This window comes from Pseudomonas sp. EggHat1 (assembly GCF_014892995.1).
Taxonomy (GTDB): domain Bacteria; phylum Pseudomonadota; class Gammaproteobacteria; order Pseudomonadales; family Pseudomonadaceae; genus Aquipseudomonas; species Aquipseudomonas chaetocerotis.
Genome location: NZ_JACKQK010000020.1, coordinates 1 through 23,581 on the forward strand (window position 1 = coordinate 1; position 23,581 = coordinate 23,581).

Consider the following 23,581-nt stretch of genomic DNA (forward strand, 5'->3'; position numbering starts at 1 on the left):
CTGCAGGCCAGCCACCAGGTCGTCCAGCAACTGGTCAGCACCCGCGCCTACTACTCGCGCGATGCCGGCGCCAACCTTGACGGCCAGGCCGACCTGACGCGTGGCGCCGCCACCACCTACGGCGAGGCCTACCACTACGCCGACGAGCACTACCAGAGCCTCGGCGATCCGCTGGCCCGTGGCGATGAGGAAGGCCACGCCGAGAGCGGCGTTTTCTACGCGCAACTGGCCCACGAGCGCTACCTGAATGACCAGCTCCGCCTGAGCGGCACCAGCAGCGACGCCGCCCTGGCCCCCGGCTGGGTGCTCAAGGTGACAGGCGGTGCACCGGCAGCGTTCAGGCAAGGCGCGCTGATCGTCCGTACCCACTGCACGGCTGCCCGCGATCGCAGCTTCGACGTTCGCTTCGAAGCCATCCCCGATGGCAACATCGCCTTCCGCCCGCCGGTACCGACCAAGCCGCGCATCGCCGGCACCGTGCCCGCGCGCATCACCAGCCCGCAGCGCAACGACCCCTACAGCCATATCGATGGAGAAGGGCGCTAACGCGTCAACTTCCTGTTCGACCGGGATACCTGGCCAGCTGGCCGCGAAAGCATGTGGCTGCGCCTGGCGCGGCCCTATGCCGGCGACACCTACGGCTTGCACATGCCCTTGCTGGCCGGCACCGAAGTGGCGGTGGCCTTCGAGCAGGGCGACCCGGATAGGCCGTTCATCGCCCATGCCCTGCACACCAACCTCGAGCCTGACCACGTCACCATCCACAACCACAAGCGCAACGTACTGAGAACGCCCACCAACAACAAAATTCGCCTGGACGACACGCGCGGGCAGGAACACATCAAGGTCAGCACCGAGTATTCCGGCAAGAGCCAGCTCAACCTGGGGCATCTGGTGGATGCCAAGAAGCAGAAGCGCGGCGAAGGCTTCGAGCTGCGCACCGATGGCTGGGGCGCGGTGCGCGCCGGCAAGGGTGTGTTCATCAGCGCCGATGTGCAGCCCGGAGCGCAGGGGCAAGTACTCGCCATGCAGGAAGCCGTCGCTCGGCTCAAGCAGGCCGGCGATGAAATCCGGAAGCTCTCCGCCGACGCTGAAACCGCCAAAGCCGACCCGGCGGATGTTCAGGCGCAGTTGACCCTGCTCAGCGAACGCCTGGACAAACTGCAAGCCTCGGTGGCGCTGATCAGCGCCCCGCAAGGTATTGCCGTGACCAGCGGCCACCACCTGCAACTGGCCGCCGAGCGCAATCTGATGCTCAACGCCGGCAACGAAGCCGACATCAGCGTGGTCAGGCGCCTGTTCATTGGCGTGGGCGAAGGCCTGAGCCTGTTCGTGCGCAAGCTGGGCATGAAGCTCATCGCCAACCAGGGCGCGGTACAGATTCAGGCGCAGAACGACCGCATGGAAATTCTCGCGCGCATGGGGCTGGACATCGTCAGCAGCGAGGATGAAATCCACATCACCGCGAAGAAGAAAATCCTCCTCAACGCCGCTGGCACCTACATCGCCCTTGACCAGCACGGTATCGAGTCCGGCACCGAGGGTGACTACCTGATCAAGTCGGCGCAGTTCGATCATCAAGGGCCGGCCAGCATGCCGGCTACGCATCCCGAGTATCCGAAGCTCGAATCCGCGCAGCGCTTGCGCCTGCGCATTCCGCAGACACCCAACTCCCCGCCGCAGGTCAACCAGCCATCCTCCCAAACCGATATCCGCAAGCTCTACGCGTCCTTATTCAAAGACGCGGAAAGCGCAGATCAGGCGGACGGCACAAGCACAGGCCCCGGCGAGGATGGGCCAGGCAAATGGGTGACACAGGAAACCGACTATCACGGTATCCAGAACACCGGCCAAATGTTTCTCAACCGTCTCTTCTCCCTGGGAGACGAGGGGCGGCTCTTTGGCTCGGAAGGAAAGGACTACGAAAACACCCAGCGCACCTTGATCCAGGAGTGGGTGCCGCTGTCGGCGGAGGAAGAGCATCTCAGGGTACGTTCTGTTGTGCGTCGTTACGGCGAGGTCAGGCGAATCAAGCAGACGTTCCTGGAGGGGCCTGATAGCAGGCAGGTATCCGGCAAGTCCTGGCACTGGCAGCCGGTGACGGCCAATACCGTCTACGAGTTCGAAGGAATGCCCCTGTGACGCTCACGAGCAAGCAGACTCTGCGAATCTGGGGCGCGTTGGATCTGTTCCAGCTTGGCTGAACAGGCCGCACACCCTATCTCAGCGATCTATTCGATTTGCAGGCTCTGGGTGAACAAGTGGGCGCGCCACTCTTGAGTGGTCGGCCTGGTTGCCTGGTCTTTGCAACTCTCCATCGCCATTACCGCCGTGGGCTTTCTTCTGGCCTATCGCCCCACCCGATACCTGGGCATGGCGCAGATTCCGCTACGGCTGTTTTTCATTCTTCCCTCCCTGTCACCGCTCTTGTTGCTGGCGGGCCACCTGCCGGGCCTTCTGATGCTGGCACTGACCATCGGCTCGGAGATGTTCAAAGCCTGGAACCTATGGAGGCGAGCGTAATGGCAGGCCTATGGCAGTACATGCTCAACGTCAAGGAGAGACACCATGAGCCAGTGTGAAGTCGTCGTTCCCATCGCCCTGCAGCATACAAATGAGAGTGTTTGTACGTCCCCTTGGTGGGTTCAGGATGCCGAGTACGTGCCGACAATGGCCAGCTACGAACCGCTGATCAATGGCGAAGCCGCCTTCAAGGCCATCTACAAAGCCATCGACGCTGCGCAGAAATCCATCGACATCATCTGCTGGGGATTCCAGCCCTCGATGTATTTCATTCGTGATGGCGCACATCTTTCAATCGGTGCGCTGTTGCAGGAGAAGGCGCGCAAGGGCGTGCAAGTCCGTGTGCTGGCTTGGGAAATGCCGTTAAACGGCACAGGCATGGCAGGGGAGGCGAACCTGCCGGGCAAGTCGCCGAACCTCTGGCATCGCACCGGGCAGACAGCCACCGACAAACAGCATCACTATGACGAGTGGTGGTTCGATACCTTCAGTACGGACGATGACAAGGCCGCCCAGCGCGTCCATGAAAATGTTCCAGTGCTCGTCACGCGTGGTTTCAGCAGAAAAGAGCGAGCACGTATCGGGGACGATGTCAGGGACAACGGACCGGACAGGGGGCTCAGCAAGAAATCACGGATCGCTATGATGGCGGCGCCCAGTCACCATCAGAAAAGCGTGCTGGTCGACTATGAGCTACCGGACCAGGCCGTTGGGTTCGTCATGGGCCACAACATGCTCGACGAGTATTGGGATACCGACGCCCACTCGGCGCTGATGCGCCCCGACCCCAAGCAGCCCAATCCTCGCCCCGGCACCCATGATCCAGATCGCGGTCCGCGTGGTGCCTTGCAGCGCCAGGACATTTCCAGCCGTGTCACCGGCCCGATCCTGGAGTATCTGCACAAGAAATTCGCCCAGGCCTGGCAAAAGGAAACCGGCGAAGACCTGCTCATCCTGCGCAAGGCCAAGGAGGTCGGCAAGCAGCTCAAGTGCGGCAAAGGCACCACCCAACTGCTGGCTCAACTGCTACGCACTCAGCTCCAGGTGGGTACGCACGATATGGAGAAGGCTTACCTGCAGGCGGCGAACAACGCCACCCAATTCATCTACATTTACTGCGTCAGGGCCACCAGTCCAGCGTGCTGCACCAGCTCCAGCAGCGGCTGCGGATACACGCCGATGATGAAGGCGAGCAGGGCGACCACCAGCAGCATGATGCCGCCAGCACGCTGACCCCAGTCGAAGGGAGCGTCGTGGCGGTGCATGTTGGGCTCGCGCATGAACAGCGTGACCATCACTCGCAGGTAATAGAACACGCCGATGGCGCTGCCCAGCACCATGGCGCCGAGCAGCCACCATAGCTGCGCCTCGACACCGGCAGCGATCACGTAGAACTTGCCGATGAAGCCCGCGGTCAGCGGAATGCCCGCCAGCGACAGCATCATCACCGTGAGCACGGCAGTCAGGTACGGACGGCGCCAGAACAGGCCGCGGTACTCGTACAGCGCATCGGCATCGCGGCCGCTGTAGGGCGTGGACATCAGGGTGATCACGCCGAATGCGCCGAGGCTGGTCAGCACATAGGTAGCGAGGTACACGCCCACGGCCTCCACGGCGAGGCCCTTGCTGGCGATCAGCGCCACCAGCAGGTAGCCGAAGTGGGCGATGGAGGAGTAGCCGAGCAGGCGTTTGAGGTTGTTCTGCAGCAGTGCCAGCAGGTTGCCGAACAGGATCGAGGCAATGGCGATCAGCGTCAGCAGGTCGCTCAGCCAGCCGCCGCTCATGGCCGGAGAGATCTGGTACAGGCGCAGCAGCACGGCGAACACCGCCACCTTGCTGGCGGTGGCGAGGAAGGCGGCGACCGGTGCCGGTGCGCCTTCGTAGACATCCGGCGTCCACAGGTGGAAGGGCACCAGCGACAGTTTGAAGGCCAGGCCGATCAGCATCATGCCGATGCCGATCTGCACCAACTGGCTGCTTTCCCGCGCCAGGCTGATACCGATATCGGCGAAGCCCAGGTTGCCCGATTCAGCGTACAGCAGCGCCATGCCGAACAGCAGGAAGGCGGAGCCTGCGGCCGACAGCACCATGTACTTGATGCCGGCTTCCAGCGAACGCTTGTTGAAGAAGGCGTAGGCGATCATGCCGTAGGTCGGTACCGACAGCAGTTCCAGACCGATGAACAGGCCCGCCAGATGCTGGGCGCTGACCAGCACCAGGCCGCCCGCGGCGGAGAGCAGCACCAGCAGGTACAGCTCCTCGCGGTTGCCCGGGTAGCCCTTGCCGGACTTGCCGCCCAGGTAGGCGTGGATCAGCGTGACGCAGGCCAGGCTGGCAGCCAGCACCAGGGCCATGTAGTAGCAGGCGAAGTTATCGATCAGCAGCAGCGGGGTGACCTCAAGTGGCGCCACCTCCAGAGCCGGGATCAACGACAGCAGCGCCAGGTTCAGGCCCACCACCGAGAGGATGAAGGTCAGGGCGTGATTGCGCTTGGCGGCAATGGCCAGCATCACTACGACCACGGTGAGGCTGGTCACCAGCAGCGGCAGCAGGGCGATCAGGTGTTGCAGGCTGAATTCGACAGCGTGATGTTCCATGAGTCTCTAATCCTTACCCTTAGCGGCCCGAAGCGAGTTGATCGAGGGCGTCAGCCATCCACTGCTGCACGCCATGCATGCTGGCCGCGGAGGTGTCGAGCACCGGTTGCGGGTAAACGCCAAGAAGAATCAGCAGGGCGCCAAGGCCGAGCACCATGGCCAGCTCGCGGGCTTTAAGGCCCGGCAGCGGCGCGTCCTGCTGCACCGGACCGAAATAGGCACGGTGGATCATCGCCAGGGCGTACACCGAGCCGAGCACCAGGCCGGTGGCGGCCAGCACCACGACCCAGGGCGCGCCGGGGAAGCTGCCCAGCAGAATGAGGAATTCACCGACGAAGTTGCCGGTACCCGGCAGACCCAGCGCGGCAGCGGCGAAGAACAGGCTGATGGCTGGCAACCAGGGCATGCGCGCCCAGATGCCGCCCATCTGGCGCAGATCACGGGTGTGCACGCGCTCGTAGAGCTGGCCGCAGAGGATGAACAGCGCGGCGGCCGACAGGCCGTGGGCGACCATCTGCACCACTGCACCCTGCAGGGCGATCTGGCTGCCCGAATAGATGGCGATCAGCACGAAGCCCATGTGCGAGACGCTGGAGTAGGCCACCAGACGCTTGATGTCGGTCTGCGCGAACGACAGCAGGGCGCCGTAGAGGATGGCGAACACGCCGAGCCACTGGGCGATCGGCGCGAACTCCGCCGAAGCGTTGGGGAACAGCGGCAGGGCGAAGCGCAGCAGGCCGTAGGCGGCGGTCTTCAGCAGGATGCCGGCCAGGTCGACGGAGCCGGCGGTCGGTGCCTGGGCGTGAGCGTCCGGCAACCAGGAGTGCACCGGCACCACCGGGAACTTCACCGCGAAGGCGACGAAGAAACCGAGCATCAGCAGGTACTCGGTGCCCGGCGCCAGCTCGGTCTTCAGCAGGTCGGCGTAGTTGAAGGTCAGCACGCCGGTCTGGTTGAAGTGCACGAACACCAGGGCCAGGATCGACACCAGCATGATCAGGCCGCTGGCCTGAGTGAAGATGAAGAACTTGGTGGCGGCGGTGATGCGGGTACGACCGTCGCTGCCGCTATGACCCCAGAGCGCGATGAGGAAGTACATCGGCACCAGCATCATTTCCCAGAAGAAGAAGAACAGGAACAAGTCGACCGCGAGGAACACGCCGACCACGCCGCCGAGAATCCACATCAGGTTGAGGTGGAAGAAGCCGACGCGGTTCTGGATCTCGTTCCACGAGCAGAGTACCGACAGCACACCGAGCAGGCCGGTTAGCGTCACCATCAGCACCGACAGACCGTCCATCGCCAGGTGGATGGTGATCCCCAGGCGCGGGACCCAGTCGATGACGAACTCGTGGGCCCAGCGCGGCTCGCTGCCGGGTGCCGGGGCCAGGGTGAAGTCACCGCTGACCCACAGCCACAGGCTCAGGCCGAACAGCAGAGCCATGGTGATCAGGGCGATCCAGCGTGGCAGGACGTGGCCGAAACGCTCGGCTTGCCAGCACAGAAGCCCGCCGATGAAGGGAATCAGGATTAGCCAGGGCAGAATCATCAGGCTGTTTTCCTTAACTCAAAAAGAGGATGGCGGCGAGCACCAGTACGGCGCCCCCGGCGATCGAGGCGGCGTACCAGCGCACCTGGCCGTTTTCGCTGCGCACCAGCGCGGCGTTGCCACCACGTGCAAGCAGCGGAATCAGGCCGATGCTGCGGTCGATGGGGTCGCGGCGCAGCAGGTGGCAGAGCGCCAGGTAAGGGCGGACGAACAGCTTGTCGTAGAGCCAGTCGAAGCCCCAGGCGGCGAACCACAGGGCGCTCAGCAGGCGACCCGGCGCGCTCTGCGCCACGGCCGAAGCGACGCGGCGCTGGCCAAGGAAGAGCAGGGCCGCGATGACGATGCCGGATACCGCGATAAGGCCGGAGAGCAGTTCCAGGCTGTGCTTGGCCTCGCCACCGGCGTGGCCGACGCTTTGCGGCAGCACGCCGGCCAGCGGCGGGGTGATCCAGGCACCGATGAAGGTCGACAGCACGATCAGCACCATCAGCGGCAGGTTGTGGGCGATGCCATGACCGGCGTGCGCCTCGGTCTTCTGCTCGCCGTGGAAGGCGATGAAGATCAGGCGGAAGGTGTAGATCGAGGTCAGGAAGGCGCCGACCAGGCCCGCGTAGAGCAACTCGCCATGGCCGCTGGCAAAGGCTTCCCAGAGAATTTCGTCCTTGGAGTAGAAGCCGGCGGTCAGCAGCGGCAGGGCGGCCAGCGCCGCGCCACCGACGACGAAGCTGGCGTATGCCAGCGGCAGCTTCTTCCACAGGCCGCCCATCCTGAAGATGTTCTGCTCGTGGTGGCAGGCGTGGATCACCGCACCGGACGCGAGGAACAGCAGGGCCTTGAAGAAGGCATGGGTCATCAGGTGGAAGATCGCCGCGTCCCAAGCACCGACGCCGAGGGCCAGGAACATGTAGCCGATCTGGCTCATGGTCGAGTAGGCGAGGATGCGCTTGATGTCGGTCTGTACCAGCGCAGCGAAACCGGCCAGCACCAGGGTCACGCCGCCGACTATGCCGACCAGCTCGAGAATCTCCGGGGTCAGCAGGAACAGACCGTGGGTACGGGCGATAAGGTACACGCCGGCGGTGACCATGGTCGCCGCGTGGATCAGCGCCGACACCGGGGTCGGGCCGGCCATGGCGTCGGCCAGCCAGGTTTGCAGCGGCAACTGGGCGGATTTACCCACCGCGCCGCCAAGCAGCATCAGCGTGGCGAGCCACAGCCAGGTGTCGCCGGCCACGTATTTCTGCGGTGCCAGTACCATCAGCTCCTGAATGTTCAGGGTGCCGAGGTTGAGGAACAGCAGGAACAGGCCAATCATCAGGAACACGTCGCCGATACGGGTGACGATGAACGCCTTGAGCGCCGCGTTACCGTTGGGCACGTGCTTGTAGTAGAAGCCGATCAGCAGGTATGAGCACAGGCCCACGCCTTCCCAGCCGAAGAACAGCACCAGCAGGTTGTCGCCCAGTACCAGCAGCAACATGCTGAAGATGAACAGGTTGGTGTAGGCGAAGAAGCGCGAATAGCCTTCCTCGCCGCGCATGTACCAGCTGGCGAACAGGTGGATCAGGAAACCCACGCCGGTGACTACGCCGAGCATGGTGGCGGACAGGCCGTCCAGGTGCAGGGTGAAGCTCGGCGCCAGGCCTTCGACGCTCATCCATTGCCACAGGGTCAGGCTGTAGGCGCCGCCGGCTGGCGGATTGCCAAGGAATGCTGCGATGGCCCAGGCTGCGCTGGCGGCCGCCAGGCCAATGGAGCCGACACCGATCACGGCACTGGTGTTTTCCGAGAGACGTCCGCGCGAGAAGGCCAGCAGCAACCAGCCGAGCAGCGGAAAGAATAGAGTCAGGGCTAGAAGATTCATCCGCGCATCTCGCTGGCAGCGTCGATATCCAGAGTGTTGAAGCGGCGATACAGCTGCAGCAGGATCGCCAGGCCGATGCTGGCCTCTGCGGCCGCCAGGGTGATCACCAGAATGAACATCACCTGGCCGTCAGCCGCGCCCCAGCGGGCACCGGCGACGACGAAGGCGAGCGCAGCGGCGTTCATCATCACTTCCAGGCTCATCAGGATGAACAGGATGTTGCGTCGCACCATCAGGCCGACCAGGCCGATGCAGAACAGCACGCCGGCCAGGGCCAGGCCGTGCTCCAGAGGGATGCCGGTCATACGGTTGGCTCCTTGGCGTCATGGCGGCCCAGGTGGTAGGCGGCGACCAATGCGGCGAGCAGCAGCATGGAGGCCAGCTCCACGGCCAGCAGGTAGGGGCCGAACAGGCTGATGCCGACGGCCTTGGCTTCGACCGTGGTGTGGCCGATGTGGGCGTCGCTGACATGGTTGAGCAGCACGTAGAGCAACTGGCCAAGCAGCAGGGCGCTGAGAATCGCCGGGCCGACCCAGATACCGGGCGTCAGCCACGTGCGTTCCTGCTCGGCTGCGGCAGGGCCTAGGTTGAGCATCATTACCACGAACACGAACAGCACCATGATGGCGCCGGCGTAGACGATGATTTCCAGCGCGCCGGCAAAGGGTGCACCGAGGGCGAAGAACACCATCGACACCGCCAGCAGCGAGACGATGAGGTAAAGCAAGGCATGCACCGGGTTGGTGTTGGTAACCACCCCGACCGTTGCTGCCACCGCCACACCGGCGGCGAAGTAGAACGCAAATTCCATCAGAAGCTCCTCATGGCGCCCATCTTCCGCTTACGGGAAAGGGGCTGGGGGAGAGGGTAAGAACGAGTCATGGCAACAGACTCTTCACGTTGATCGGCTCGGCCTCGTTCTGCGCGGCGCCCTTGGGCTTGCCGGCGATGGCCATACCGGCCACGCGGTAGAAGTTGTAGTCCGGGTTCTTGCCGGGGCCGCTGATCAGCAGGTCTTCCTTCTCGTACACCAGATCCTGACGCTTGAACTCGCCCATCTCGAAATCGGGAGTGAGCTGGATCGCGGTGGTCGGGCAGGCTTCCTCGCACAGGCCGCAGAAGATGCAGCGCGAGAAGTTGATGCGGAAGAACTCCGGATACCAGCGACCGTCGTCGGTCTCGGCCTTCTGCAGCGAGATGCAGCCCACCGGGCAGGCCACGGCGCACAGGTTGCAGGCCACGCAGCGTTCCTCGCCGTCAGGGTCGCGGGTCAGGACGATGCGGCCACGGTAGCGCGGTGGCAGGTAGACCTGCTCTTCCGGGTATTGCAGGGTGTCGCGCTTGCGAAAGCCATGGCTGAAGACCATGGCCAGGCTGCGCAGTTGGGTGCCGGTACCGACCAGCACGTCCCATATGTATTTGAACATTCTGTGGTTCTCCTTACTGGGCCGTGGCCAGCACGACGGCGCCGGTCACCAGCAGGTTGATCAGGGTCAGCGGCAGGCAGAACTTCCAGCTGAAGGCCATGACCTGGTCATAGCGCGGGCGTGGGATAGACGCGCGCAACAGAATGAAGATCATGATGAAGAAGGCCGTTTTCAGTGCGAACCAGAAGAACGGAATCTGCGGCAGGATGCCGAACGGGCCATGCCAGCCACCGAAGAACAGGGTCACCAGCAGCGCGGATACGGTGACGATGGCCACGTATTCGCCAACGAAGAACATGCCCCATTTCATCCCGGCGTATTCGATGTGGTAACCATCGGCCAGCTCCTGCTCGGCTTCTGGCTGGTCGAACGGGTGACGGTGGGTCACGGCGACGGCAGCGATGAAGAAGGTACAGAAACCGAAGAACTGCGGAATGATGAACCACAGGTTCTGCGCCTGGTAATCGACGATGTCACGCATGTTGAACGAGCCAACCTGCGCCACCACGCCCATCAACGCCAGGGCCAGGAACACCTCGTAGGAGATGGTCTGGGCCGAGGCACGCAGGCTGCCGAGCAGGGCGAACTTGTTGTTGCTCGACCAGCCGGCGAACAGCACCGCGTAGACCGACAGGCCCGCCATGGCGAAAAAGAACAGGATGCCGATGTTCAGGTCCGCCACGCCCCAGGTTGGGGTGATCGGGATGATGGCGAAGGCCATCAGCATCGCCGAGAAGGCGATCATCGGCGCCAGGATGAAGATGAACCTGTCGGCGAACGGCGGCGTCCAGTCCTCCTTGAAGAACATCTTGATCATGTCGGCGGCGATCTGAAACATGCCGAACGGCCCCACACGGTTGGGACCGTAGCGATCCTGCCACCAGCCGAGCAGGCGGCGCTCGACGAAGCTCAGCAGCGCGCCGCAGACCACCACCACCAGCAAGATGACGATGGCCTTGAGCACCGCGACGACGATCTCGATCAGTTCGGGCGTCAACCAGCTCATTGTGCGGCCTCCTGCAGCAGGGTCACGCTGGCACCGGCGACTGCTGCCGGAATGCCTGGCAAACCAACCGGCAGGCCGACCAGGCCAACGGCCAGATCATCACGCACCTGCAGCGGCAGGCGCAGCGCCTGGCCGTTGACGCGTAGGGCCAGCAGCGCACCGTCGTTCACGCCCAGACGTGCCGCTTCATCGCGGGCCAGGGCCACGTAGGGCTCGGGCATGCGTTCCTGAATCGGTTTGGCGCGCGCGGAGTTTTCCTCGCTGCCGAACAGGTGATGCAGCGGCGCCACCTGCCAGGTGCCGGCTGCCGGGTTGAACGCTGCATTCGCAGCGAACCAGGGCAGGACGTTACCGGCCGCTTCGAGCAGACGCACACCGGGGTCGCCTGCGCGCAGGTGACCACCGACTTCATCCTGGAACTTGTTCCAGGCCTGTGGCGAGTTCCAGCCCGGCGACCAGGCGAACGGAATTTGCTGACGGTCTTCCTTGCTGCCGGCGTAGCCTTCCATGGAGAAGGCGAAGGCCGAATCCTTATCCTGCGGCTGACGCGGTTCGTGCACGCTGATGTTGGCGCGCATGGCCGTGCGGCCGCTGTAACGGTGCGGTTCGCGCGCAAGCTTGAGGCCCTTGATGCGGAACGAGGCGCTCGGTGCGGCATCCTTGATGCCGGCCAGCAATGGATTGCTGGCGGCGCAGGCCTCGGTGACCTGGTCCAGTTGCGTCCAGTCCACGGTCTTGCCCAGCAGGGTGCTGTGCAGCGCGTGCAGCCAGCGCCAGCCTTCGCGGATCAGGATGCCGGCGTCGTAGTAGCTCGGCTCATAGACCTGGAAGAAACGCTGGGCACGGCCCTCGAAGCTGACCAGGGTGCCGTCGCCTTCGGCGAAGGAGGCCACCGGCAACAGCAGATGGGCGCGTTCGCTGGTAGCGGTACGCTGGTGATCGGCGACGATCACCGTCTGCGCAGCGCTGAGCGCCGCGTCGACCCTGGCGGCATCGGCGCGGCGATACAGATCATTTTCCAGCACGATCAGGGCATCGGCCTTACCGCTGCTCAAGGCATCCAGTGCGGCATCGACGGACTTGCTAGCAAGCTCTTCACCCAGAAGCAGCGCCAGGCCCAGGCTGTTGGCCTCGGGCACCACCAGGCTAAGCGAACCGTTCTTCTCACGGTTCTTCAGCGCGCTGGCGATATTGGCGGCGGCTTCGATCAGCGCTTTGTCGCCCAGCGAGGCGCCGGAGACGATCAGCGGGCGTTGGGCTGCCAGCAGGGAGTCGGCAATGCGCTGTACCAGCGCTTGAGCCTCGGCGTCCAGGCCGTCGACGGCCGGTGCGCTCGGGTCGATGGCGTGGGCCACGGCGAAACCGATTCGGGCGAGGTCCGCGGGGGCGGCATGCACGCTTTCAGCGGCCACATCATCCAGGCGGTTTTCCGCGACGCTGGCGATAAACAGCGGGTGCAGGGCGTGCTGGGCAACGTTCTGCACCGCCGCCATGTGCCAGTCCTGAATGCGTGCACCGGCAGCGATTTCGGTGGCCTTGCCCTTGACCGCCTGGCGCAGGGCCAGGGCCAGGCGCGCGGCGGTCTGGGTCAGGTCCTCGCCGAGGACGAAGATGGCGTCGTGCAGTTCGACGTCGCGCAGGGTCGGTGTCGGCAGCGGGCCGTTTCGCAGGATGTCGCGGATCAGGCCGATGTTGTCCAGTTCGCAGGCAGCGATGCCACTATAGAAATTCTCGGCACCGACCAGTTCGCGCAGGGCGAAGTTGGATTCGAGGCTGGCGCGTGGCGAGCCGATGCCGATCACGCGCTTGCCCTTGAGCAGTTCGGCGGCCCTGTCCAGCGCGGCATCGATGCCGATGGCCTGGCCGGCCAGCAAAGGCTGACGCGGGCGATCCTCGCGATTGACGTAGCCATAACCGAAGCGGCCGCGGTCACAGAGGAAATACTGGTTCACCGAACCGTTGAAGCGGTTTTCGATGCGACGCAGCTCGCCGTAGCGCTCACCGGGGCTGATGTTGCAGCCGCTGGAGCAGCCATGGCAGATGCTAGGAGCGAACTGCATGTCCCACTTGCGGTTGTAGCGCTCGGAGTGGGTCTTGTCGGTGAACACGCCGGTCGGGCAGACCTCGACCAGGTTGCCGGAGAACTCGCTTTCCAGCGTGCCGTCCTCGACACGGCCGAAGTACACGTTGTCATGCGCGCCGAACACACCCAAGTCGGTTCCGCCAGCGTAGTCCTTGTAGTAGCGCACGCAGCGGTAGCAGGCGATGCAGCGGTTCATCTCGTGGCCGATAAAGGGGCCGAGTTCCTGGTTCTGGTGGGTGCGCTTGGTGAAGCGGTAGCGGCGGGCGTTATGCCCGGTCATCACCGTCATGTCCTGCAGGTGGCAGTGACCGCCTTCCTCGCACACCGGGCAGTCATGCGGGTGGTTGGTCATCAGCCATTCGACGACGCTGGCGCGGAACGCCTTGGACTCCTCGTCGTCGATGCTGATCCAGGTGTTGTCGGTGGCAGGCGTCATGCAGGACATGACGATACGACCACGGGTGTCGTTCTCGTCGTTGTACTGCTTGACCGCGCACTGCCGGCACGCCCCGACGCTGCCAAGCGCCGGGTGCCAGCAGAAGTAGGGGATATCGAGTCCGAGGGACAGGCAGGCCTGCAGGAGGTTGTCTGCACCATCGACTTCGAAATCTTTGCCGTCTACGTGGATAGTGGCCATTTCTTCAAGTCTTCGTTTACCCGCTTGCTAAAGCGGCTGGCTAAGGGAATTCGTCTGTTCAGCTCGCGCTTGCCGGCATGCGGGGCGTGTTCGCCACCTTGGCCACGCCGGCCTCGAACTCTTCACGGAAATATTTAATGGCACTGCCCAATGGCTCCACGGCGCCTGGCGCGTGAGCGCAGAAGGTCTTGCCCGGACCGAGGAAATTGACCAGGCCGAGCAGGGTGCGGATGTCTTCGGCGGTGCCTTGCCCGCGCTCCAGCGCACGGAGGATCTTCACGCTCCAGGGCAGGCCGTCGCGGCATGGCGTGCACCACCCGCAGGACTCGCGAGCGAAGAACTCCTCCATGTTGCGCAGCAGTGACACCATGTTGATCGAGTCATCGACCGCCAGCGCCAGGCCGGTGCCCATGCGCGTGCCGACCTTGGCGATGCCGCCGGCATACATCTGTGCGTCGAGGTGCTCAGGCAGCAAAAAACCGGTACCGGCGCCGCCGGGCTGCCAGCATTTGAGCCGGTAGCCGTCGCGCATGCCGCCGGCATGCTCCTCGAACAGTTCACGCGCGGTGACACCGAACGGCAGTTCCCACAGACCGGGGTTTTTCACCTTGCCGGAGAAGCCCATCAGTTTGGTGCCGTGGTCTTCGCTGCCGGGGCGGGCGAGGCTCTTGTACCAGTCCACGCCCTGGCCGACGATGGCCGGCACGTTGCACAGGGTCTCGACGTTGTTGACGCAGGTCGGCTTGCCCCAGACGCCGACGGCGGCGGGGAAGGGCGGCTTGGCGCGCGGGTTGGCGCGGCGGCCTTCCAGCGAGTTGATCAGGGCGGTTTCTTCGCCGCAGATGTAGCGGCCAGCGCCGGTGTGCACGAACAGCTCGAAATCGAAGCCTGAGCCGAAGATGTTCTTGCCGAGCAGGCCGGCGGCTTTGGCTTCGTCGATGGCGCGGTTGAGGTTGGCGGCGGCGTCGACGTACTCGCCACGCAGGAAGATGTAGCCGCGATAGGCCTTGAGCGCGCGCGCCGAGATCAGCATGCCTTCCACCAGCAGGTGCGGCAGCTGTTCCATCAGCATGCGGTCTTTCCAGGTATTGGGCTCCATTTCATCCGCATTGCACAGCAGGTAGCGGATGTTCATGGATTCGTCGGCCGGCATCAGGCCCCACTTCACGCCCGTGGGGAAGCCTGCGCCGCCACGGCCCTTGAGGCCGGATTCCTTGACGGTCTGCACGATATCGGCCTGGGCCATCTCGGTCAGCGCCTTGCGCGCGGCAGCGTAGCCGTTCTTGGCCTGGTATTCGGCCAGCCATACCGGCTGGGCGTCGTCACGCAGGCGCCAGGTCAGCGGATGGGTTTCTTCGCTGCGGGCAACGCGGTTGGCCGGGCCAATGGAGGTGAGTGCTTTCATTGATAGGCCTCCAGCAACTTGGCGACGTCGTCGGGCTGGATATCGCCGAAGGTGTCGTCGTCGATCATCACCGCCGGGGCCTTGTCGCAGTTGCCCAGGCAGCACACCGGTAGCAGGGTGAAGCGCTCGTCGGCGCTAGTCTGGCCCAGGCCGATGCCGAGTTGCTTGTGCATCTCGGCGACCACGGATTCATGGCCGCCGATGTAGCAGGTCATGCTGTCGCACACGCGGATGATGTGGCGGCCAACTGGCTGGCGGAATATCTGGCTATAGAAGGTAGCCACGCCCTCGACGTCGCTGGCCGGAATGCCGAGGATCTCGCCAATGGCGTCAGCGGCGCCGTCCGGCACCCAGCCGCGTTCCTTCTGCACGATCTTCAGCGCTTCGATGCTGGCGGCGCGCGGGTCTTCGTAGTGATGCATCTCGTGCTCGATGGCCGAGCGCTCGGTTTCGCTGAGGGTGAAACGATCGGTCTGAATGAGCGTGCTGCTATTGGTTGTCTGGATCATGTCAGCGGTCCACGTCGGCCATGACGAAGTCGATACTGCCCAGGTACGCGATCAGGTCCGCCACCATGCTGCCGCGAATCACCGAGGGGATCTGCTGCAGATGGGGGAAGCTGGGGGTGCGAATCCGGGTGCGGTAGCTCATGGTGCTGCCGTCGCTCGTCAGGTAGTAGCTGTTGATGCCCTTGGTCGCCTCGATCATCTGGAAGGCTTCGTTGGCCGGCATGACCGGACCCCAGGAAACCTGCAGGAAGTGGGTGATCAGGGTTTCGATGTGCTGCAGCGTGCGCTCTTTCGGCGGCGGCGTGGTCAGCGGGTGATCGGCCTTGTACGGGCCTTCCGGCATGTTCCTCAGGCACTGGTCGATGATGCGGATGCTCTGGCGCATCTCCTCCACGCGAACCATGCAGCGGTCATAGGCATCGCCATTGACGGCCAGCGGCACCTCGAAATCGAAGTGCTCGTAGCCGGAGTAGGGCCGAGCCTTGCGCAGGTCGAAGTCGCAACCGGTGGCGCGCAGGCCGGCACCGGTGGTGCCCCATTCCAGCGCTTCCTTGGTGTTGTACTGCGCAACGCCAATGGTACGGGCCTTGAGGATGCTGTTCTTCAGCGCCGCTTTCTCGTATTCGTCGAGGCGCTTGGGCAGCCAGTCGACGAATTCCTTGACCAGCCTGTCCCAGCCGCGCGGCAGGTCGTGGGCGACGCCGCCGATGCGATACCAGGCCGGGTGCAGGCGGAAACCGGTGATGGCTTCGATCACCTTGTAGGCGCGCTGGCGGTCGGTGAAGGTGAAGAACACCGGCGTCATGGCGCCGACGTCCTGGATGTAGGTGCCGAGGAACAGCAGGTGGCTGGTAATGCGGAAGAACTCGGCGAGCATGATGCGAATCACGTCGACCTTCTGCGGCACCTTGATGCCAGCGAGCTTCTCCACGGCCAGCACGTAGGGCAGGTTGTTCATTACCCCGCCGAGGTAGTCGATACGGTCGGTGTAGGGGATGAAGCTGTGCCAGCTCTGACGCTCGGCCATCTTCTCGGCGCCACGGTGGTGGTAGCCGATTTCCGGTACGCAATCGACGATCTCTTCGCCGTCGAGCTGCAGGATGATGCGGAAGGCACCGTGCGCAGAGGGGTGGTTGGGGCCAAGGTTGAGGAACATGTAGTCCTCGTGCTCACCGCCACGCTTCATGCCCCAGTCTTCGGGGCGGAAGCGCGCGGCTTCTTCTTCCAGTTGCTGCTTGGCCAGGGTCAGGCTGAACGGGTCGAATTCGGTGGCGCGCGCCGGGTAGTCCTTGCGCAGCGGATGACCTTCCCAGGTCGGCGGCATCATGATGCGGCTCAGGTGCGGGTGACCGGTGAAGATGATGCCGTACAGGTCCCAGACTTCGCGCTCGTACCAGTTGGCGTTGGGCCAGATACTGGTGGCGGTGGGCAGGTTGAGGTCGCGCTCGCTCAGGCCGACCTTGATCATCACGTCGCTGTTACGCTCCAGCGACATCAAGTGATAGAACACCGTGAAGTCGGCGTCCGGCAGGCCGCGACGCTGGGTTCGCAGGCGCTCGTCGACCCCGTGCAGATCAAAGAGCATCACATAGGGGCGCGGCAGGTTGCGCAGGCATGTGAGGACTTCGATCAGTCGCTCACGGGCGACCCAGAGTACCGGCATGCCGGTGCGGGTCGATTGCAGAGTGAAACTGTCGTCGCCAAAACGGGCGCGCAGTTCGGCGACGACGTCCTGGTCGTCAGCCTTGTAAGGCGGTATGGACACAACGGTGTCTTGAGTCATGGTCTCGGTCGCTGTCGATCAACGTAGAAAGTGGGCGTGACGCTTGCGCAGGCAAGCATCGGCTCAGACTTCGTCGGGGCTACGCAGGTTGGTAACGGCGATTCGCTGCTCGCGCCGCTGTTCCTTCTGCGAAGGCATTTCGGCACGGTAGATGCCTTGATCGCCAACGACCCAGGATAGCGGGCGGCGCTCCTGGCCGATGGATTCCTGCAGCAGCATCAAGCCTTGCAGGAACGCCTCCGGACGGGGCGGGCAGCCGGGAATGTAGACGTCCACGGGGAGGAACTTGTCCACGCCCTGAACGACCGAGTAGATGTCGTACATGCCGCCTGAATTGGCGCATGAACCCATGGAGATGACCCACTTGGGCTCCAGCATCTGCTCATAGAGGCGCTGGATGACCGGCGCCATCTTGATGAAGCAGGTGCCGGCGATGACCATGAAGTCGGCCTGGCGGGGTGATGCGCGAATGACTTCCGCACCGAAGCGCGCCACGTCGTGCGGGGCGGTGAAGGCGGTGGTCATTTCCACATAGCAGCAGGACAGGCCGAAATTGTAAGGCCACAAGGAATTCTTGCGCCCCCAGTTGACCGCGCCGTTGAGCACGTCCGAGAGCTTGCCCATGTAGATGTTCTTGTGAACCTGATCCTCTAGCAGCGGGTCGGAGACGACCTCCCGCTGGCCGATCGGATACGCCTCGTTGGGCGCATCCGGGTCGACCCGAGTAAGTTTGTATTGCATCGCCAAAGCCTCATTGTTTCAGCTTCGCCTGCCGTTCACGACGTCCCTGAGGAGCCCAATCGAGCGCCCCGATACGCCAAAGATAGACAAGACCTGCCAACAGAATTGCTATGAAAACTGTAGCTTCGATCAGGCCCGCCCAGCCGCTTTCGCGTACCGAGACTGCCCAAGCGAAGAGATAGAGGGCTTCAACGTCAAAGATCACGAAGAGCATCGCGACCAGATAGAACTTGGCTGACAGGCGCAGACGCGCGCTGCCGGTAGGAAGCATGCCCGACTCGAAAGGCTCGTTCTTGCTACGTCCCCAGGCTTTGCTGCCGAGCAGACTGGAAACGCCGAGCATGAAGGCGATGAGCCCACAGACACCCAGCAAGAACACAGCGAAAGCCCAGTTATGGGACATGGTCGTTACCGCATCAGGCATGCCGGTACTCCTTGAATTAAGGAACGGCTTTTAATCTAGTAGCTGCCAGGCACCGTCGAGGGCGCTGGCGCGAAGTGTGTATACAATACTATGTGCAGGCCAACTGTAAGTAAATTTTTCAGAGAAAAATTATTCGCGCAGTTTGATCATTTCTGTCGAGCTTCTGATTGACTTGTCGCATCGATGCAATTCTGCGTCGAACTGCATGGCCCGACGTTTCAGGACTATAGCTGACAGCTCTCTTCTGGCAATTTCCAACAGCCATTCACCTGACTAATCTGCCTCATTTCGAGCTCTGATGAGCTTCGGCGAGATAAGCAATTCATTGCCACTTTGGTGTTAAGGCCAAAGCAGCAGGGCATCGCGTTAAATTCCAATAGCGCATATCGAAAGGTTTGCTCTATCACCAAATTTTATTCATTCAGCGAGGCTGTCAAGCTGATTTTGTACTAGCGTGCATGAATCGCCAAAGCGCGATATGTCATCGATCGAGCAGTGCCCACCATCCGCTGGGTCTGCGAAGTTGCCCCTGCCTGGGTATGCCGACCCTTCGTACGAATAACAACATGAGGGGTTTTGCCATGCCTGTTGCCCAGTCCTTGCCGCGTATTGTCCCCACCGTTCTGTTGCTAGCCCTGAGCGCGCCTGCCAGCGCGGAACTGGGGGATTACAGTTTCTGGCAGAGCTTGAGCAATCTGGTGGCGCCGCCCAGGGCCGATAATCCGGTGACGCCCGCGCAGCGTGTGGGGCCCTACCCGCTGTTGGCCAATCCGAGTGGTTTCAACAGCGGCTTCAACCCCGGCAATTACTACGGCTGGCAAACGATTCAGATGGCGCCACAGACCGGTGCGGTGTGCGGCAATGGCTCGCCCTACAAGTTCTTCATCAATCGTGTGCCGAACACGCGCAACACCATCGTTTATCTGGAAGGTGGCGGTGCCTGCTGGGATTACGCCAGTTGCAGCGGGCAAAGTGGCATACGCGGGGCGCGTAATCCTGATGGAATTGCCAATGACTACATGTCGCTGCTCAACCCCGGCGCCAGCCTGGTGAGTCCCTTCGTCGTGCGTCTGCATCCCTGGACGCGCGTCAAGACGCAGAACTGGAACATGGTCTATGTGCCGTATTGCACAGGCGACATCTACTCCGGCGACAAGGTGGCGATCTACGAAGACCCGCAGGGGGAAAATCCTCCGCTGGTGTGGCACCACAACGGCTTGCGTAACATGCGCGCGGTGGTGGGGTGGCTGAAGGACAATCTGCCGCGGCCGACCCAGATGCTCACCACGGGATGCAGTGCAGGCGGCGCGGGCAGCCTGACCAACTACGCCAATCTGCGCCAGGACATCGCACCAAACCGAGGTTACCTGATCAATGATTCCGGGCCTGTCTATACCGCGCTGGCTGGCGACAACCAGGCCTATCCTTCCTATCCGTTGCAGACGCTGATCCGTCAGGCCTGGGGCCTCGATGCCGCTCAGGGGCCGTTGCAGTACTTGCAGGCGCGTCTGCCCGGCTTCAACAGCAACGATCTGGGTAGCCTGTATCCGGCGCTTTCGAGCAATCTGCCGGGTGATCGCATGGGGCATACGCATTTCTGGCAGGACCTGAACTATTCGTCCTATTCCTACGAGCGCTTCTACCCTGAGATCGTCAATGCGCCGAATCAGGCCGCCAAGGAAGCACTGATCAAGCAGCGCTGGGCGACGGACACCACGCGCCTGCGCAGTCAACTGGCCAGTCTGGGCAATGTCGGCGGTTATTTCCCGCAGTTCCGTAACGTCAACGAAAGCCACTGCACCAGCATCATCGAGTTCGCCAACTCCGATATCCAGGAGCAGAATTTGCAGCTGGACAACTTCGTCAACAGTGTTCTCGATGGAGGTGGGCAGGTACTGGATGCGTCGGAAAGCAGCGATGTGGCCGACCGCAACAAACCATTCAATCTGCTCTATTACCTGTTGGACCAGTTGCTCTGAACAGGTGCGAAAGCAACGCGGCGACAGCTTGGGTTGTCGCCGCGTTCAGCTATCCGGGGCTTGTTGGTAATTGCGCTCGCGAGCCTCTTGCAGGCGTTGTCTGAGGTATTGGTCGCGAGTGAGTCCTTCGGGAATGTTCTGCAGGCCGAGCACCTCTTCGACGATAATTTTTTCCTCGGCCTTGTAGCGTTCGAAGTTCGGATCAGATCGTTGCGCCAGTTTGGCCTCACGCTCAGCGCTGATTGCCTGGTAACGCTTGATCAGCGCTTCAGCGCGTCTCTTCTGCTCATCTTCGTCTTCGCTGACTGCCTTGATCAGGGCGATCTGCAACAACAGGGCCTCGCTCAGCGCCACTTCACCTTGGCGCTCCAGTGCATCAATACCCTCGCTCAGCGTCTGCGCCTGAGCTTCGCGACTGCTGCTGTCGAGTTCCGTGGCATGCTCGATGAAGCCTCTGTAGCGCTGATGAAAATCCAGGCGCCGTTCCTGTTGCTGGACTTCCGGCCTGCTCAGCAGGTACATCTGCTCGGGGCTGAGGTCGATTGGTGCTGACACGGCGCTGCCTTGCGCGAATGGCAGCGCTGGCGCTTGCTCTGGCGGCGAGATAGCAGGCTCTCCGGCGTTCGGGCGTTGCCAGTACCAGGTGAGTGTCAGGCTGCCTATCACGATGCAACTGCCGAACAGCAGGGTGGAGCGGGGCATGGGCAATCCTTGCGCGAGTCGACTGCCTTCCAGCGTAGAAGCTGCTGCCGCGCCTTGCCTGTCCAAGCATCGAATTGGGGGCCTGCACCTTCTCGTCAGGAGCGAGAAGGTGCAGGCGTGTGGATCAGAGCAGCGGTTTGCCGTCTTCGCGCGTGACGATCACGGTGGACGAGCGCGGGCGGCGGCCGGGGCCGTCCGGCCAGGTGCTGCGAAAATCCGTCGGGGTCGAGCCTTCGCCCGGGTGCTGGATATTGACGAACAGCGTGCGGAAGTCCGGCGTGGCGGTGATGCCAGTAACTTCGCAGCCCACGGGGCCGACCAGGAAGCGCTTGACTTCGCCGGTGCTGGGCTCGGCAACCAGCATCTGGTTGTTGCCGAACGGGCCGCTGGCGAGCTGGCTGCCGCTCATGTCGGTCTGGATCCACAGACGGCCATCGTCGTCGAACCACAAACCGTCCGGGCTGGCCATGCGGTTGTCGGCGGTCAGCGGTCTGCCGTTGGGGTCGAGGCTGTCGTTCTCCGGCCCAGCCAGCAGGAACAGGCTCCAGACAAACTCACGGCCGCCATAGTCGCGGCTCTGCTCGCGCCAGCGGATGATGTGGCCGTAGGCGTTGGCTGGGCGCGGGTTGGCCGCATCGGCGACGGTACGCGAGCTGTTGTTGGTGAGGGTGAAGTAGACGTCGCCGTTGTTCGGGTTCACTGCCCCCCATTCCGGACGATCCATCTTGGTGGCGCCGACGATGTCGGCAGCCAGGCGGGTGTTGATCAGCACCTCGCCCTGATCAGCGAAGCTCACCCCGGCAACCCTGCAGGCGGCCTGGAAGGCCTTGTCCTTGATGTCCAGCGCCAGCCACTCGCCCTTGCCGTTGGCCTTGAAGCGCGCCACGTAGAGCGTGCCTTCATCGAGCAGGCTGCCGTTGCTGCGACCCGGTACGTACCTGCCGCGGCTGACGAATTTGTAGATGTACTCGTTCTGCGAGTCGTCGCCGGAATAGCAGACCACCGGGCGGCCCGGTTTGACCGGGGCGAACACCAGGCCTTCGTGAGCGAAACGGCCCAGAGCGGTGCGCTTGATCGGCGCGGATTCCGGCGCGAAGGGATCGATCTCGACGATCCAGCCGAAGTGGTTCGGCTCGTTGCGATAGTCGCCTGCGGCTTCGGCGGCCAGGCGGGTGGCGTTGAAACGTTGGAATTCGTCGCCGGCCAGGTGATCCCAGCCGTAGCGGCTGGCGCTGCCGACACCGTAGCGGGTCATTTCACGCGGGCGCTCGAAATCGCCGCTGGCGAAATAGCCGGCCCAGTTTTCCTCGCAGGTCAGGTAGGTGCCCCAGGGTGTGAAGCCATTGGCGCAGTTGTTCAGCGTGCCGCGAGTGGCAGTGCCGTCGGGGCTGTAGCGAGTCCGTAGCAGGGCGTGACCGCGCGCCGGGCCGCTGATCTGCATCGGTGTCGCACCCGTGATGCGGCGGTTGCGCGCACTGGGCAGCACTTCCCATTGGCCGCGCACACGGCGCACTTCCACCACTGAAACGCCATGGGCGTTGATTTCCTTGAGCACTTCATCGGCACTGCTGCGCTTGCCACCGACCAATGTGGGGCCGTTGGGGTGCAGCAGTGGAGCGTCGATGTACTCGTGGTTGAGTACCAGCAGGCCGTGGTCGCTCTTGCGACCGCCGCCGCGCTGGCCGTCGATGGGGAAAAAGTGCATGCCGTCATGGTGCATGCCGATCTGGTCGGCCTGGTCGGCGGCACTGTTTCCGGCGTTGTCGAGAAAGGCCGGGAAGCTGCCACGAATGGGCGTGCCCCAGGGTATGAAGGTGGTGGCCTTGTAACCGGCAGGCACGCTGATGGTGTCGGCGCGAGTCACCGCCACCGGACTGAACGGCAGGCGTTTGCTGCGTTTCTTCAGGCGGTCGAGCAGGTCCTTGACCGGGTTGCCGGCGGCTTCGGCGCTGCCGGGCATGGCTACGCCGAGAAAGCCCATTACGCCGAGCGCAGCGCCGCCGGCGACCACCTGACGACGGCTCAGGCCGGCATCGATCAGGTCGTTGATATGGGGATTGCTGGAGGCGTTGCTGAGCGGTTCATCGCCATTGCCGAATAGCACGTCTTGCTCTTGTTCGTTGCGCATGGAGGGCTCCTGGTGAGGCTGATCGACGGAACCATGACGCTAACCAAGGAAAACGACGGAATAGTGACAGTGCCTGTGCGCTGTCGCACAAAACTGCACGGAGGGGGTGATGGCCACCCATCAGGTTGACATCGTTTCATCGGGTGCGGCGAGTCTGTGCAGGCCAGGAGGGTAGGCATTTGCGGCGGTATTGGTGCGCAGGACGCAAGCTGCGGCAGGCATAA

The 23,581-nt window shown here is 63.1% G+C and carries 17 protein-coding genes and 1 pseudogene; 3 read left to right on the plus strand and 15 right to left on the minus strand.

Going from position 1 to position 23,581, the window contains the following annotated elements:
- Both INS93_RS22790 and INS93_RS22795 read left to right on the plus strand, forming a co-directional pair.
- Positions 1–2,142 (plus strand): annotated as a pseudogene (locus INS93_RS22790) (DUF2345 domain-containing protein); the annotation flags it as partial.
- 162 nt (positions 2,143–2,304) lie between these two features.
- The gene (locus INS93_RS22795) at positions 2,305–2,523 is read left to right on the plus strand and encodes a hypothetical protein (protein ID WP_192985636.1); all 219 of its coding nucleotides are present in this window, start codon (positions 2,305–2,307) and stop codon (positions 2,521–2,523) included.
- Positions 2,524–3,635: 1,112 nt separating this feature from the next.
- Here the strand turns inward: INS93_RS22795 and nuoN are convergent.
- The 13 genes from nuoN to INS93_RS22860 form a co-directional block, all read right to left on the minus strand.
- Positions 3,636–5,120: an NADH-quinone oxidoreductase subunit NuoN gene (nuoN, locus tag INS93_RS22800; protein ID WP_192985637.1), complete on the minus strand. Its 1,485-nt coding sequence runs from the start codon at positions 5,118–5,120 to the stop codon at positions 3,636–3,638.
- Between the two features lie 19 nt (positions 5,121–5,139).
- Entirely contained in the window at positions 5,140–6,669 is a 1,530-nt protein-coding gene (gene nuoM, locus INS93_RS22805; RefSeq protein ID WP_192985638.1) for an NADH-quinone oxidoreductase subunit M, read from the minus strand.
- A gap of 13 nt (positions 6,670–6,682) precedes the next feature.
- Entirely contained in the window at positions 6,683–8,533 is a 1,851-nt protein-coding gene (nuoL, locus tag INS93_RS22810) for an NADH-quinone oxidoreductase subunit L (protein WP_192985639.1), read from the minus strand.
- On the minus strand, positions 8,530–8,838 hold the full coding sequence (gene nuoK / locus INS93_RS22815; RefSeq protein WP_003460477.1) for an NADH-quinone oxidoreductase subunit NuoK: 309 nt from the start codon (positions 8,836–8,838) through the stop codon (positions 8,530–8,532). The genes nuoL and nuoK overlap by 4 nt, the downstream gene beginning before the upstream one ends.
- Positions 8,835–9,344: an NADH-quinone oxidoreductase subunit J gene (gene nuoJ / locus INS93_RS22820; protein ID WP_192985640.1), complete on the minus strand. Its 510-nt coding sequence runs from the start codon at positions 9,342–9,344 to the stop codon at positions 8,835–8,837. The genes nuoK and nuoJ overlap by 4 nt, the downstream gene beginning before the upstream one ends.
- 67 nt (positions 9,345–9,411) lie before the next feature.
- Positions 9,412–9,960, minus strand: a complete 549-nt coding sequence (gene nuoI / locus INS93_RS22825) for an NADH-quinone oxidoreductase subunit NuoI (protein WP_003460474.1) — start codon at positions 9,958–9,960, stop codon at positions 9,412–9,414.
- A gap of 13 nt (positions 9,961–9,973) precedes the next feature.
- Positions 9,974–10,966: an NADH-quinone oxidoreductase subunit NuoH gene (nuoH, locus tag INS93_RS22830; RefSeq protein WP_192985641.1), complete on the minus strand. Its 993-nt coding sequence runs from the start codon at positions 10,964–10,966 to the stop codon at positions 9,974–9,976.
- Positions 10,963–13,686 carry an NADH-quinone oxidoreductase subunit NuoG gene (gene nuoG / locus INS93_RS22835; RefSeq protein ID WP_192985642.1) on the minus strand — a complete coding sequence of 908 codons (2,724 nt, stop codon included), beginning with the start codon at positions 13,684–13,686 and terminating at the stop codon, positions 10,963–10,965. The genes nuoH and nuoG overlap by 4 nt, the downstream gene beginning before the upstream one ends.
- 58 nt (positions 13,687–13,744) lie before the next feature.
- Complete coding sequence (gene nuoF, locus INS93_RS22840; RefSeq protein ID WP_192985643.1) at positions 13,745–15,091, minus strand: NADH-quinone oxidoreductase subunit NuoF; 1,347 nt, start codon at positions 15,089–15,091, stop codon at positions 13,745–13,747.
- Entirely contained in the window at positions 15,088–15,600 is a 513-nt protein-coding gene (gene nuoE, locus INS93_RS22845; RefSeq protein WP_192985644.1) for an NADH-quinone oxidoreductase subunit NuoE, read from the minus strand. The genes nuoF and nuoE overlap by 4 nt, the downstream gene beginning before the upstream one ends.
- Before the next feature lies 1 nt (position 15,601).
- The gene (gene nuoC / locus INS93_RS22850; RefSeq protein ID WP_192985645.1) at positions 15,602–17,383 is read right to left on the minus strand and encodes an NADH-quinone oxidoreductase subunit C/D; all 1,782 of its coding nucleotides are present in this window, start codon (positions 17,381–17,383) and stop codon (positions 15,602–15,604) included.
- A 63-nt stretch (positions 17,384–17,446) separates the two neighbouring features.
- On the minus strand, positions 17,447–18,124 hold the full coding sequence (locus INS93_RS22855) for a NuoB/complex I 20 kDa subunit family protein (protein ID WP_037055875.1): 678 nt from the start codon (positions 18,122–18,124) through the stop codon (positions 17,447–17,449).
- Between the two features lie 10 nt (positions 18,125–18,134).
- Entirely contained in the window at positions 18,135–18,548 is a 414-nt protein-coding gene (locus tag INS93_RS22860) for an NADH-quinone oxidoreductase subunit A (protein WP_013715479.1), read from the minus strand.
- 581 nt (positions 18,549–19,129) lie between these two features.
- Between INS93_RS22860 and INS93_RS22865 the strand changes: the two genes are divergently transcribed.
- On the plus strand, positions 19,130–20,527 hold the full coding sequence (locus INS93_RS22865) for a pectin acetylesterase-family hydrolase (protein WP_192985646.1): 1,398 nt from the start codon (positions 19,130–19,132) through the stop codon (positions 20,525–20,527).
- A 45-nt stretch (positions 20,528–20,572) separates the two neighbouring features.
- Here INS93_RS22865 and INS93_RS22870 read toward each other — a convergent pair whose 3' ends face one another.
- Both INS93_RS22870 and INS93_RS22875 read right to left on the minus strand, forming a co-directional pair.
- Entirely contained in the window at positions 20,573–21,229 is a 657-nt protein-coding gene (locus INS93_RS22870; protein ID WP_192985647.1) for a hypothetical protein, read from the minus strand.
- A gap of 124 nt (positions 21,230–21,353) precedes the next feature.
- Complete coding sequence (locus INS93_RS22875) at positions 21,354–23,357, minus strand: PhoX family protein (protein ID WP_192985648.1); 2,004 nt, start codon at positions 23,355–23,357, stop codon at positions 21,354–21,356.
- Between the last annotated feature and the right edge of the window lie 224 nt (positions 23,358–23,581).